Genomic DNA, 12,168 nt, shown 5'->3' on the forward strand with positions numbered 1-12,168 from the left:
CCGATCCCGGGCAGGCGGCATGTGGCGGAATGCCAACCCATTGACCGGATCGAAAGAGGAAAGCCGATGAGTACGTACGCTTTGACGACACCGAATGACGTTTGCCGCGCGGGCTGCGATCTCGCGTTGCGCATGGTCGCGCAGAACCGCGACTGGCAGCATGAATGGCATGCGCTGGCAGGGCGGCGCATCGAGCGCGACCGCGACGCGGTTCGTCATCTGCAGCAGGCGCTTGCGGACACGAAGGAGTGGACGGCCTTCGGCGAGGCGGCCCGGCAGGTGATGCGCGACTACGCGATCGCGAGCGTCGCGATCTGGCAGGATGCGACCGAGCTGTGCATGCGAGCGCAATACGAGAGCGCCGGCGCATGGCGTACCTGGGCGCGCGAATGCGGCGCAGGCGCGCTGTCGCGTTATCAGACCGACTGGTTGCCCGATCTGGAACGACTGGCCGTGGTCAACGAAGCCAGCATGCCGTGGGCAGACTGGATGACGGCACTGGAACACGGGATCGAGGACGAGGCCGGCGCGGCGCCGGGTACCCCCCGCCGCCTGAACGGCATGGCTGGCGCACGGGAGAACGGCCATGCGCGCTGAACGTGTCGCTTTCATTACGGGAGGCATGGGCGGGCTCGGCGCCGCGATCAGCCGTCGCCTGCACGATGCCGGCATGACGGTGGCGGTGTCGCACACCGAAGGCAACGACCACGTCGCGACGTGGCTCACGCACGAACGCGAGGCGGGCAGGACGTTCCACGCGTTCGAGGTCGACGTCGCCGACTACGATTCGTGCCAGCATTGCGGGGCACGCGTGCTGGCCGAGTTCGGGCGCGTCGACGTGCTCGTCAACAACGCCGGGATCACGCACGACGCCACCTTCGTGAAGATGACCAAGAGCATGTGGGATGCGGTGCTGCGCACCAATCTCGACGGCATGTTCAACATGACGAAGCCGTTCGTGCCGGGAATGATCGCGGCCGGCTTCGGACGGATCGTGAACATCGGCTCGGTGAACGGTTCGCGCGGCGCATACGGGCAGGCGAACTACGCGGCCGCGAAGGCTGGCATCCACGGCTTCACGAAGGCGCTGGCGCTCGAGCTCGCGCGCCACGGCGTCACGGTCAACACGGTTGCGCCTGGCTATCTGGCGACCGCGATGCTCGAGACGGTGCCGAAGGAAGTGCTCGACACAAAGATCCTGCCGCAGATTCCGGTCGGCCGCCTTGGCAATCCTGACGAAATCGCCGAGCTCGTCGCCTTCCTGTGTTCCGACGCGGGGGCTTTCGCGACGGGCGCGGAATTCGACGTCAACGGCGGCATGCACATGCGATGAAAGCATCCGTCATGCACTTGCCGATCGAGCACGAATCGATGCGGCCAACGGGTACGAGCGAACCGGCGTCGCGCGCGGCCGAATGCAGGCCGGTCCGCACGTCGCCCGCCGAACAATGGAACCGCGCCGCGCATGCGAACGTGGCCGCGATGACCTTCGGGCTGTCGCCCGCGTCGATGGCGCTGGCCATGCTCGACTGGGGCGCGCATCTGGCCGTGTCGCCGGGAAAATGCTTCGAGCTCGCGACGCAGGCGTGGCTGGCTGCCGCTACCCCGGCCGCAAGCCGGGGCGAGGGCGAGGCCGACGAGGCCGACACGAGCGGCCTGGCCGTGCACGCCGGGCAGGCCGACCCGCGCTTCGCCGCGCCCGCGTGGGCCGGATGGCCGTTTTGCGCGTATCGCGACGGCTTCCTGTCGATCCAGCGCTGGTGGCGCGACGCGACGCGCGGCGTGCCGGGTGTCGAACGGCACCACGAGGAACTGGTCGGGTTCATCGCGCGACAGTGGCTCGACGCGTGCTCGCCGGGCAATTTCCTGGCGACCAACCCGGTCGTGCTCGACGCGACGATGCGCAGCGGCGGCGCGAATCTCGCGGCAGGCTTCCGGAACTGGCTGGACGACGCGAATGCGTTGCTCGATCGCACGAGCGGCACGCGGGCCCGCGACACTCGCAGCTATTTGCCGGGGCGCGACGTGGCGATCACGCCGGGCCGCGTCGTGTGGCGCAACGCGCTGTGCGAGTTGCTGCAATACGACCCGACGACGCCCACCGTGGCACGCGAGCCGATCCTGATCGTGCCGTCGTGGATCATGAAGTACTACATCCTCGACCTGCAGCCGCACGATTCGCTGATCCGCTTCCTGGTCGATGCCGGCCACACGGTGTTTGCCGTGTCGTGGCGCAATCCGGGCGCGGAAGCGCGCGAGCTCGGGCTCGACGATTATCTGCGTGACGGGTGCATGGCGGCGCTCGACGCCGTCCGGTCGATCTGCGGCGAAGCCGTCCACGCGGTCGGCTACTGCCTCGGCGGCACGCTGCTGGCGATCGCTGCGGCGGCGCTCGCGCGCGACGGGCGGCAGCACGACGCATTGCGGTCCGTCACGTTGCTGGCGGCCCAGACCGATTTCAGCGAACCCGGCGAACTCGGCCTCTTCATCGACGCGAGCGAACTGTCCGCGCTCGATGCGCTGATGTGGCGGCAGGGCTACCTGGACGGCGCGCAGATGTCCGCCGCGTTCCAGCTGCTGAACGCGCGCGACCTGATCTGGTCGCGCATGATGAGCGAATACCTGCTCGGCACGCGCACCAAGCCGAATGACCTGATGTCGTGGAACGAGGACACCACGCGCATGCCGTATCGCATGCATACGGAATACCTGACGCGGCTCTTTCTCGACAACGATCTCGCGGCCGGCCGCTACTGCGTCGACGGGCGACCGGTCGCGCTGTCGGATATCGACGTGCCGACGTTCGTGGTCGGGACCGAACGCGATCACGTGTCGCCCTGGCATTCCGTCTACAAGCTGCATCTGCTCACGCACCACGCGCTGACGTTCGTGCTGACCTCCGGCGGCCACAATGCCGGCATCGTGTCCGAGCCGGGGCATCCGGGGCGCCACTATCGCTGCGCGACGCGCGCGCCCGGCGCGCCTTACCGCAGCCGGCACGACTTCGTGAGCGAAACACCCGCGGTCGACGGATCGTGGTGGACATGCTGGCGCGACTGGTTGCGCGCGCACTCGTCGGGCGACGTGCCGGCGCGGGCGCCGGCCGCCGGCTTCGGCGCCGCACCTGGCACGTACGTGCTCGAGACATGAACATGAACCTGCATCCGGATGTGTCCGTCGGCGCGTGCCTGCCCGGGCTGTTGCCGCGCGCGGACGGCGAACTTCCCGAACTGATCGAGCGTGCGCGCCATGCGCCACCGCTGACGGTGGCCGTCGTGCATCCGTGCGACACGGCCAGTCTCGTCGCGCTTGCCGCGATCAATGCGTCGCCGTTGGGCGCGTCGATCGAGCCGCTGATCGTCGCGCCGCGTGCGAAGGTGTTGCGCGTGGCGGACGAGGCGGGCGTCGATCTGTCGAAATGGACGATCGAGGACGTGCCGCACAGCCATGCGGCGGCGGCCCGGGCGGTGGAGCTCGCGAAGTCGGGCCGCGTCGGCGCGCTGATGAAGGGCAGCCTGCATACCGACGAACTGATGGGCGCGGTCGTCGCCGCGGAATCGGGCCTGCGCACGGACAAGCGCATGTCTCACTGTTTCCTGATCGAGGCGCCCGCCTATCCGCGCCCGTTCCTGTTGACCGACGCGGCCGTCAATATCGCACCGGATCTCGCGCAGAAGGCGGCCATCACGCAGAACGCGATCGACGTCGCGCATGCGCTGGGCGTTGCGTGCCCGCGCGTGGCCGTGCTGTGCGCGGTCGAGACCGTCAATCCGGCGATGCGCTCGACGCTCGACGCGGCGGCGCTGGCGAAGATGGCCGAGCGCGGGCAGATCACGGGGGCGATCGTCGACGGCCCGCTCGCGTTCGACAACGCGATATCGCTGCGGGCCGCGCGCGAGAAGGGGATCGACTCGCCGGTTGCCGGCCGTGCCGACATCCTGGTCGTGCCCGATATCGAAGCGGGCAACATGCTCGCGAAACAGCTCGAATACCTGGGCGGTGCCGCCAACGCGGGCGTCGTCGTGGGCGCGCGCGTGCCGATCGTGCTGACGAGCCGCGCCGACGGCGTCGCCGTCCGGATCGCATCGTGTGCGCTCGCGGTGTTGCTGGCACAGGTCCGGCCTGACGCCGCCCCCATGCCTGAACAGGCCCCCTTTCGATGGAGGAATCGCGATGAAAGCACTCGTTTACCACGGCCCAGGGCGCAAGGCGCTCGAACGGCGGCCCAAACCGGAACTGCAGTCGCCCACCGACGCGATCGTCCGCGTGACGCGCACGACGATCTGCGGCACCGATCTGCACATTCTCAAGGGCGACGTGCCGACGTGCGAACCGGGCCGCATTCTCGGTCATGAAGGCGTCGGCATCGTCGAGCAGGTCGGCGCCGCGGTTGATTCGCTGAAGCCGGGCGATCACGTGCTGATTTCGTGCATCTCGTCGTGCGGCCGCTGCGAGTATTGCCGTCGCGGACTGTATTCGCATTGCACGACCGGCGGCTGGATACTCGGCAACCGGATCGACGGCACGCAGGCCGAGTTCGTGCGCATCCCGCATGCGCCGACCAGCCTGTACCGGATTCCGGCCGGTTCGGACGAGGACGCGCTCGTGATGCTGTCCGACATCCTGCCGACCGGATTCGAATGCGGCGTGCTGAACGGCAAGGTGCAGCCGGGCTGCTCGGTCGCGATCGTCGGCGCGGGGCCGATCGGGCTGGCCGCCTTGCTGACCGCGCAGTTCTATTCGCCCGCGCGGGTCATCATGATCGATCCGGACAGCAACCGGCTCGAGGTTGCACGGCGTTTCGGCGCGACCGACTGCTTCGACGGCAGCGGCGGCGACCCGGTGGCGGAAGTCATGAAGCTGACCGACGGCGTGGGCGTGGATTGCGCGATCGAAGCGGTCGGCATTCCGGCGACGTTCGAGATGTGCACGTCGCTCGTGGCGCCCGGCGGGGTCGTCGCGAACGTCGGCGTGCACGGTGTCAAGGCCGACCTGCACCTCGAGAAGCTGTGGGATCGCAACATCTCGATCACGACGCGGCTGGTCGACACGGTCAGCACGCCGATGCTGCTGAAAACCGTGGGCGCCGGACGCCTCGATCCGGCGCGCCTGATCACGCACCGGTTCTCGCTCGACGACGTGGAACGCGCGTACGACACGTTCGGGCGCGCCGCGCAAACCCATGCGTTGAAGGTCATCATCGAAGTCGGCTGATTGCCGGGCCGTGCGCGGCGGGAACCGGCGGCCTCCGCCTCCCGTCACGCGCGGCGGGCATTTCGCCCGCGATTTGTCGGCAATTCGCCGGCAGTCAGGACGACAGCGCGGCGGGTTCCTGCGTGTTGCTTGATTCAGCCTCGTCCAGATCGACGCACTGCCCGTAGGTCGGCACCTCGCACCGCCAGTGCAGGCTCTCCGAGATGCGCCGGCGCATGGCGTCCGCAGCAGCGGGTTCGCCATGCGTGACGAACGTCCGCACGGGCGCGCACTGCATCGTGCCGAGCCACTTCAGAATCTCTTCGTAGTCGCCATGGGCCGACAGCGTCGTGATCGACTCGACCTGAGCGCGCACGCGAACGTACTCGCCATGAATCTTCACCGTCGGCTCGTGCGCCGCCAGCGCCGCGCCGCGCGTGCCGGCGGCCTGGTAGCCGACCAGCGCGATCGTGTTGCGCGCATCGGGCGCATAGCGGGTCAGGTGATGCAGCACGCGCCCGCCCGTCGCCATCCCGCTGCCGGCGATGATGACCATCGGGCCGTGGTGTTCGGCAATCGCCTTCGACTGGTCGACCGAGCGGATCATCGTCGCCGCGTGGCCGAGCGCATTCGCGTCGGAGACGGTCAGGCGGTGCTCGAGGATATGGTGACGATAGATCTCGGTCACGTCCGTCGCCATCGGGCTGTCGAGGAACACCGGGACGCGCGCCATGCGGCCGGACGCCTTGAGCCGCGCGATGTAGTGCAGGATTTCCTGCGCGCGGCCGACGGTGAAGCAGGGCATCACGACGACCCCGCCGCGCGCGAAGGTCTTGTCGAACATCGCGGCCAGTTCGTTCTCGGGATCCGACGTCGGATGGAGCCGGTCGCCGTATGTCGATTCCACGACCAGATAGTCCGCATGCGCGGGCGGGCGCGGCGGCTGCATGATCGGGTCGTGATACCGGCCGAGATCGCCCGAGAACGCGAGCACCTTGTGATCCCAGTGCATCACGACGCTCGCCGCGCCGAGGATGTGCCCGGCCGGTAGCAGGCGGAACGACAGACTGCCGCCCAGCGCCGTGCATTCGTCGAAGGCGACGGGCTTCAGCAGGCGTAGCGCGCGCTGCGCGTCGTCCAGCGTGTAGAGCGGCTGCGCCGGATGATGCTTCGAGTAACCGTGCCGGTTCGCGAAGTCGGCTTCCTCTTCCTGCAGCCGCGCGCTGTCGCGCAGCATGATGTCGCAGAGTTCGGCCGTGGCCGCCGTGCAGTACACCGGCCCGCGATAGCCTTCGCGTGCCAGCACCGGAAGATAGCCGGTGTGATCGATGTGCGCGTGCGTGAGCACGACCGCATCCAGCGTGTCGGGCGCGAGCGGTAGCGCTTGCCAGTTGCGCAGCCGCAGGTTCTTCGTCCCCTGGAACAGGCCGCAATCGACCAGGACGCGCCGGCTGCCGTGCTCGACCAGATACTTCGAGCCGGTCACCGTTTCGGTCGCGCCGAGAAATGTCAGTTTCATGGATTGCCTCACCGGAAGTCGACGGAACAGTAAGTCGATTAGATTCCGAACGCGCGGGCAGCGGTTGACCGAAATCAGGAATTGAGGGATCACCATGCCGTCCGGGCGAGATTCCCCGACGGCGCCCGGTTTGACGACGATCAACCTTGAGCCGCGGCGGCGGCAGGATAGTGATTTCGTGCGCGCATGCGGTGTCGTGTCGTGACCCGTTATCCGCGCATGCCGTGCGCGCGATGCGTATCGGCATCACGAGTCTTTCGGGATGAACCCATCATGACGTTGATCGCCAATCTGGATGGCGCCGGGCCCCTTTACCGGCTGTGCTTCGTCCGCTCGCCGTGGGCGTGGTTCACAATCTTGCCGCTCGACGAGCAGTGCGGCGAGCGCTGGGCGGACGTGCCGTACCAGAATGCCGCGAAACCGCCGTACAGCGATTCGCGCGCGCAATTGCTCCGGGTCGCGTTCGACGCGCCGAGTCTTTTGCCGCCCGAGGCCGGGCGGCACGGGCATGCGTGGAGCGTCCAGCAGATCAACCACGGCGCGGCGCCATGGCTGCGCAGCGAGGATTTCGTCGATGCGTTGACGCTGACCGTGCCGGCCGGGGCGACGCTCGCCACGTTCGTCGAAAGGATCGAGGCCGCCGGCGGCACCGTCTACGGGCCGCTCGGCTGGGCGGAATTGCCGCCGTGGCCGCGGCCCGACGTCGCGGCGCAGACGGGCTGAATGGGGCCAGACGGGCTCGAATGGGCCTGAAACGGAGCTGAATGCCCGTGCGGCGCGCGTGTCAGCCCGCGTCGCCCCAGCCGCCGCCGAGCGCGACGTAGAACGCGACCGTGTCCTGCAGGCGCTGCGCGACCGTTTGCAGCCACGCAATCCGCGCCTGATGGTATTGCACGTCGGCGACCAGCAACTGGACGTAGCCGGCGATCCCCGCGTCGTAACCGGCCTGCGTGAGTTTCAGCGCGTCACGGGCCGCGGCCATTGCGCGCGCCTGCGCATCGAGCGCCGCCGCGTCGTTCGCAAGCGCGCGCAACGTGTCGGCCACCTGCGAGAACGCCGACAGGACGACCTGCCGATAGGTCGCATCGGCTTCGTCGTACGCATCCTGCGCGGCGCGCCGCTGGTTCAGCAGCGTGCCGCCATGAAAGATCGGCGCGGCGAGCCCGGCGCCGACACTCCATGCGCGGCTGGCCGGCGCGAACAGCGTGCCGGCGACGACGCTTTCGAACCCGCCCGATGCGGACAGCGTGAGGTTCGGGTAGAGCGCGGCCGTCGCGACACCGACCTGCGCGCTGGCCACGTGCAGTTCGGCTTCGGCCCGCAGAATGTCGGGGCGGCGGCGCACCAGCGACGACGGCGCCGTGTCCGGCAGGCTGGCGGGCAATTCGATCCCGTCGAGCGACAGATCCGGCGTCCGCCAGTCGACCGGGTAGCGGCCGGCCAGCAGCGCGAGCAGATCGTCGGCCTGCGCACGCTTCTGGTCGAGCGCGGGCAGCGTCGCCTCGAGCGATGCCCGCTGCGATTCCAGCGTCAGCACCGCGACGTAGGCCGCCGCGCCGGCCGCCACCTGTACGCGCGTCAGACGAATCTGCTCGTCGAGCAGGCCGATCATCTCGCGCGTCGCCGCGGCTTCGTCGTGATAGGCCGCGCGCGCGACCATCGTATTGACGACGTTCGCGGTCAGCATCAGATACGCGCCCGCCAGCGCCTGCCGTTGCGCATCGACGTCGGCCTTGAGCGCTTCGACCTGGCGCCGTTCGCCGCCCCACAGGTCGAGCGTGTAGCTGACCGTCGCCGACAGCGTGAACAGGTTGAAGATCGATGCCGGCAATGCCTGGCCGGTGCGCAGCGGCGTGGCGCGCTGGCGCGACGCGCCGGCCTGTGCATCCACCTGCGGAAAGAAGATCCCCTGGCCGGCCCGCAGCGCGTGCTCGCTGCGCCGCAGCGTCGCTTCGGCGAGATCGAGCGTCGGGCTGCCGGTCAGTGCTTCGTCGACGGTCAAGTCGATCGCGCGGCTGCCGAAGCGCGTCCACCAGTCGCGCGTGAGCGCCGTGTCCGCCGACAAGGCCTGCGTCCGTCCATCGCCGGTCCAGGGGCCGGACGCCGCGCCCGGATCGTCGGGCGGCACGAAGTGCGCGACGCGCGGCGCGTGCGGCGGGACGAAATTCGGCCCGACCGTGCATCCGGCGAGCAGCACGGCGACGGCCAGCGCGCCGGCTCCGCGGCGCAGCGCGGGTGCGCGACGCGCTCCGTTATTTGCCTGCGACGTAGACATCGACGATCTGCCCGGGAAACAGCCGCACGTTCCTGTTCGGCACGATACGGAAAATGACCGGCAGCACGCGCACGTCGACGCGCTCGGTGCGCTGGTCGGACAGCTCGATCTTCGGCGTGACGTACGGCTGCACGCGCACGAACTGAAGGTCGGCCTCGACCGACGTGCCGCGCACGAACATGTGCGCCTTCAACGCATGCAGGTCGGGTAGCTGGTGGATCAGGATTTCGTCGATGTAGCAGCGCACCTGCAGCTGGTCGGCCGGTGTGCCGAGCACCACGACCGGTGTGCTGCCGCGCGTATAGGTGTCGTAGAGCCCCTGCGAGTTCAGGTAGGCCCCGACCGCCGCGTTCATCGCCAGAACGGTCCCGTCGGCCGGCGCGCGCAGCGTGTAGCGGGCGAGCAGGGCGGCCGCCGCATCCGCCGCGCGTCGCAGCGCGATGGCCTGCGCTTCCTGGTTGCGCACGTCGTAGCCCCAGGCGCCGGCTTTCGTCAGGCGATACTGCCGCGTCACGACGTCCAGGTTGGCCGCCGCGACGCGCACCGCGTTCGCGGCCGTGTCGAGCGCGTCGCGGCTCACCGCCTTCGGATCGATGTCGTACGCGTGCCGCTGCTTGTCGTACTGGTCCTGGGCGAGCTTCAGGCTCGCCTGCGCGGCCGCGGTCTGCGCACTGGCCACGTCGAGCACCTCGCGGCGCGGCTGCGCCTTCAGTTCGTCGAGCAGGGCGACGGCCGCGTCGGCCTGCGCCGCGAGCTGGGCGGCGGTGGCGCGCTGTACCGCGTCGTCGATCGTCAGCAACGCGTCGCCGGCCTTCACCGGATCGCCGTCGTGCACGAGGATGCGCGTCACTGCGCCCGAGACGTCCGGATAGACGTTCACGTTCGCGCCGGCCGGTTGCTCGCTCTCGACGATGCCGTTCGCATAGACGCCGCGCGCGTACGGATTGGCGGCCGGCTTGAATACCGGCGGCTGCGGCGGCTCCTGGCGGCTGTAGAACCACGCGGCGGCGACGCTTGCCAGGAAGCCGAGCACGGCCAGCACGAACACGAGGCGGTGCTTCATCGCGCACCTCCGCGCTCGATCCCGTTCAGCCTGCCGTCTTCCATCCGCAGGATGCGATCCGCGTATTCGAAGATCCGCGCGTCGTGCGTGACGATCACGATGCAGCGCGTGTCGCTCAGCACCTTGTGCTTGACGAAGTCGATGATCATTCGGCCCGTGTCCCCGTCGAGCGACGCGGTGGGCTCGTCGAGGATCAGCAGGTCGGGCTGGCTGACGATCGCGCGCGCGATCGCGACGCGCTGCTGCTCGCCGCCGGACAGCTTGACGGGCGGCAGTTGCGCGCGGTTCGCGAGCCCGACGACATCCAGGTACGTGTGCGCTTCCTTGATCGCGTCATCCCACGGCCGGCGCTTCAGGATCAGCGGGATCGCGACGTTTTCCGCGGTCGTGAGCCGCGGGAACAGGTGGTAGTCCTGGAACACAAAGCCGATCCGGTTCAGCCGGAAATCGGCGATCGAATCGTTCGACTGCGCCCACAGATCGACGCCGTCGATCGACACTGAGCCGTCATCCGGCCGCAGGATGCCCGAGATCACGCTGAGCAGCGTTGTCTTGCCGCTACCGGACGGCCCGACGATCAGCAGCATCTCGCCGAAGTTCGCCTGGATCGATACGTCGCGCAGCGCCTGCGTGCGTGCATCGCCTTCGCCGAACCATTTGCTGACGCCGCGCGCGTCGATCGCGATGCCGGCCATCGTCAGCCCCGGAAGATGTCGAACGGCTCGATGCGCAGCACGCGCCGCACGCCGAGATAGCTCGAGATCGTTGCGATCACGACCACCATGCCGAACGCGAGCGACAGGTTGCCGTAAGTGATGAGCGCCGCGTAGTCCGGAATCCTCAGCTTGGCGACCGTGATCATCAGCACGCACAGCCCGACGCCGATACCGTAGCCGGTCAGCGCGGTGAAGGTCGCCTGGAACAGGATCATCGCGACCAGCTCGCGGCTCTTCGCGCCGATCGCCTTCAGCGCGCCGAACTTGTCCAGGTTCTCGAGGATGAACGCGTAGAACGTCTGCCCTGAAATCGACAGGCCGATGATGAAGCTGATGATCGTCATCAGCATGATGTTGGTGCCGAGGCCCGTCTCGTACTTGTAGAAGCGCGCGATCTGCGCGATGAATTCGTCGCGCGTGTACGCGCGATAGCCGAGCGACGTCACCACCGCCTTGATGTGTGCAACGTCCGCATCGGACTTCGGCTCGACGAGGATGTACGAGGTCGTGAAGCGCGGCGACGGAATGTAGCGGATCGCGCGCGCGTACGTGGTGTAGAGCGTCGGCGTGCCGAACAGGCCGCTCGCGGCGACCTTCGCGATGCCGACGATTACGCCGCGATGATCGTTCAACTCGAAATCGGTGCCGACGGACGGATTCTCGAGCTTCCGAAACTCGGGATCCTGAATCGCGATGAAGCCGTTTTCCGCGTAGATGTCCTCGATGCGGCCCTGCAGCATCGTCGGGCGGCCGAACAGGCTGGCGTCGTCGAGGCCGACGACCGTCACGGCCTGGTAGGTGCCGGAACGCAGCTTGACGAGCGCGCCGCCGGAATAAAGCGGCACCGCATACTTGACGCCGTCGATGCTGCGCACGGCGTCGAGCACGTAGTCGGGCATGCCGATGCTGTTCGCGATCGTCTTCACGGCCGGGTCCATCACCCAGACCTTCGCGCCAATATTGATGACCGACGCCGACGACTTGTTCAGGATGCCGGCGAATAGCGACGTCATCTCGATCATCAGCAGCACCGAGAAGGTGATGCCGACGGTCAACGCCGTGAATTTCGCACTGTCGTTGACGAGCAGCTTGAACGCGAGACGGAGGATACCGTTCACGATGACGAATCCAGCGCGTTCGGTCCGTGCCGCTGATGTCCGGACGACGCGGGATCGAGCTGCGCGATGAACGCGACGATGCCCGACACCAGCGCAATGATCGCGTACGGAACGACCGTCTCGTCGATCAGCATCGCATGCACGACGCCCAGCAGCGAAGCGAGCGCGATGAACACGCAGAGCGTCGCAAGCGCGCTTCGGTATGGCAGGCCCATCATGACGTTCTCCCGGGAAGCGGCCGCCGTGGACGGCGTTGCCGTCAACGTAGCTGCCACTGGTTGCGC

General features: G+C 68.2%; 11 protein-coding genes and 1 pseudogene. 6 read left to right on the top strand and 6 right to left on the bottom strand.

Annotated elements, in window-relative coordinates:
- Nucleotides 1-66: 66 nt before the first annotated feature.
- From ACT2FV_RS13295 to ACT2FV_RS13315, 5 genes and pseudogenes are all read left to right on the top strand, one after another.
- On the top strand, nt 67-597 hold the full coding sequence (locus ACT2FV_RS13295; protein WP_444504066.1) for a hypothetical protein: 531 nt from the start codon (nt 67-69) through the stop codon (nt 595-597).
- A complete protein-coding gene (locus tag ACT2FV_RS13300; protein ID WP_059602690.1) occupies nt 587-1,333 on the top strand; it encodes a beta-ketoacyl-ACP reductase in 747 nt (248 codons plus the stop codon). Before ACT2FV_RS13295 ends, ACT2FV_RS13300 begins: the two co-directional genes overlap by 11 nt.
- Entirely contained in the window at nt 1,330-3,150 is a 1,821-nt protein-coding gene (locus tag ACT2FV_RS13305) for a PHA/PHB synthase family protein (protein ID WP_444504067.1), read from the top strand. Before ACT2FV_RS13300 ends, ACT2FV_RS13305 begins: the two co-directional genes overlap by 4 nt.
- Nucleotides 3,147-4,177: pseudogene (locus ACT2FV_RS13310) on the top strand (bifunctional enoyl-CoA hydratase/phosphate acetyltransferase). The gene ACT2FV_RS13305 and the pseudogene ACT2FV_RS13310 overlap by 4 nt, the downstream one beginning before the upstream one ends.
- Nucleotides 4,174-5,214 carry a zinc-dependent alcohol dehydrogenase family protein gene (locus tag ACT2FV_RS13315; RefSeq protein ID WP_124901624.1) on the top strand — a complete coding sequence of 347 codons (1,041 nt, stop codon included), beginning with the start codon at nt 4,174-4,176 and terminating at the stop codon, nt 5,212-5,214. Before ACT2FV_RS13310 ends, ACT2FV_RS13315 begins: the two are co-directional and overlap by 4 nt.
- Nucleotides 5,215-5,308: 94 nt before the next feature.
- Here ACT2FV_RS13315 and ACT2FV_RS13320 read toward each other — a convergent pair whose 3' ends face one another.
- Nucleotides 5,309-6,712 carry an MBL fold metallo-hydrolase RNA specificity domain-containing protein gene (locus ACT2FV_RS13320; protein WP_444504068.1) on the bottom strand — a complete coding sequence of 468 codons (1,404 nt, stop codon included), beginning with the start codon at nt 6,710-6,712 and terminating at the stop codon, nt 5,309-5,311.
- A 273-nt stretch (nt 6,713-6,985) separates the two neighbouring features.
- Between ACT2FV_RS13320 and ACT2FV_RS13325 the strand changes: the two genes are divergently transcribed.
- Nucleotides 6,986-7,435: a hypothetical protein gene (locus ACT2FV_RS13325; RefSeq protein ID WP_444504069.1), complete on the top strand. Its 450-nt coding sequence runs from the start codon at nt 6,986-6,988 to the stop codon at nt 7,433-7,435.
- 61 nt (nt 7,436-7,496) lie between these two features.
- Here the strand turns inward: ACT2FV_RS13325 and ACT2FV_RS13330 are convergent, their stop codons facing one another.
- From ACT2FV_RS13330 to ACT2FV_RS13350, 5 genes are read right to left on the bottom strand one after another with little or no spacing between them, the layout of a single operon-like run.
- Nucleotides 7,497-8,987 (bottom strand): efflux transporter outer membrane subunit, encoded by a 1,491-nt coding sequence (locus ACT2FV_RS13330; protein ID WP_444504070.1) that lies wholly within the window; start codon nt 8,985-8,987, stop codon nt 7,497-7,499.
- A complete protein-coding gene (locus tag ACT2FV_RS13335; RefSeq protein WP_174907427.1) occupies nt 8,965-10,050 on the bottom strand; it encodes an HlyD family secretion protein in 1,086 nt (361 codons plus the stop codon). The genes ACT2FV_RS13330 and ACT2FV_RS13335 overlap by 23 nt, the downstream gene beginning before the upstream one ends.
- Nucleotides 10,047-10,751: an ABC transporter ATP-binding protein gene (locus tag ACT2FV_RS13340; protein WP_174919943.1), complete on the bottom strand. Its 705-nt coding sequence runs from the start codon at nt 10,749-10,751 to the stop codon at nt 10,047-10,049. Before ACT2FV_RS13340 ends, ACT2FV_RS13335 begins: the two co-directional genes overlap by 4 nt.
- Nucleotides 10,748-11,884 (bottom strand): ABC transporter permease, encoded by a 1,137-nt coding sequence (locus ACT2FV_RS13345; protein ID WP_124901629.1) that lies wholly within the window; start codon nt 11,882-11,884, stop codon nt 10,748-10,750. Before ACT2FV_RS13345 ends, ACT2FV_RS13340 begins: the two co-directional genes overlap by 4 nt.
- Nucleotides 11,881-12,102 carry a DUF2964 family protein gene (locus tag ACT2FV_RS13350; protein ID WP_151048012.1) on the bottom strand — a complete coding sequence of 74 codons (222 nt, stop codon included), beginning with the start codon at nt 12,100-12,102 and terminating at the stop codon, nt 11,881-11,883. The genes ACT2FV_RS13345 and ACT2FV_RS13350 overlap by 4 nt, the downstream gene beginning before the upstream one ends.
- Nucleotides 12,103-12,168: the final 66 nt, after the last annotated feature.

Origin of the sequence: Burkholderia sp. PR2 (assembly GCF_052372875.1) — a bacterium.
Lineage (GTDB): Bacteria > Pseudomonadota > Gammaproteobacteria > Burkholderiales > Burkholderiaceae > Burkholderia > Burkholderia diffusa.

What these genes read in the sequence shown, in the direction of transcription:
- ACT2FV_RS13320 (WP_444504068.1), bottom strand. Translation starts at nt 6,712, where the DNA reads ATGAAACTGACATTTCTCGGCGCGACCGAAACGGTGACCGGCTCGAAG.
- ACT2FV_RS13325 (WP_444504069.1), top strand. Translation starts at nt 6,986, where the DNA reads ATGACGTTGATCGCCAATCTGGATGGCGCCGGGCCCCTTTACCGGCTG.
- ACT2FV_RS13350 (WP_151048012.1), bottom strand. Translation starts at nt 12,102, where the DNA reads ATGATGGGCCTGCCATACCGAAGCGCGCTTGCGACGCTCTGCGTGTTC.
- ACT2FV_RS13300 (WP_059602690.1), top strand. Translation starts at nt 587, where the DNA reads ATGCGCGCTGAACGTGTCGCTTTCATTACGGGAGGCATGGGCGGGCTC.
- ACT2FV_RS13305 (WP_444504067.1), top strand. Translation starts at nt 1,330, where the DNA reads ATGAAAGCATCCGTCATGCACTTGCCGATCGAGCACGAATCGATGCGG.
- ACT2FV_RS13315 (WP_124901624.1), top strand. Translation starts at nt 4,174, where the DNA reads ATGAAAGCACTCGTTTACCACGGCCCAGGGCGCAAGGCGCTCGAACGG.
- ACT2FV_RS13295 (WP_444504066.1), top strand. Translation starts at nt 67, where the DNA reads ATGAGTACGTACGCTTTGACGACACCGAATGACGTTTGCCGCGCGGGC.
- ACT2FV_RS13335 (WP_174907427.1), bottom strand. Translation starts at nt 10,050, where the DNA reads ATGAAGCACCGCCTCGTGTTCGTGCTGGCCGTGCTCGGCTTCCTGGCA.
- ACT2FV_RS13330 (WP_444504070.1), bottom strand. Translation starts at nt 8,987, where the DNA reads ATGTCTACGTCGCAGGCAAATAACGGAGCGCGTCGCGCACCCGCGCTG.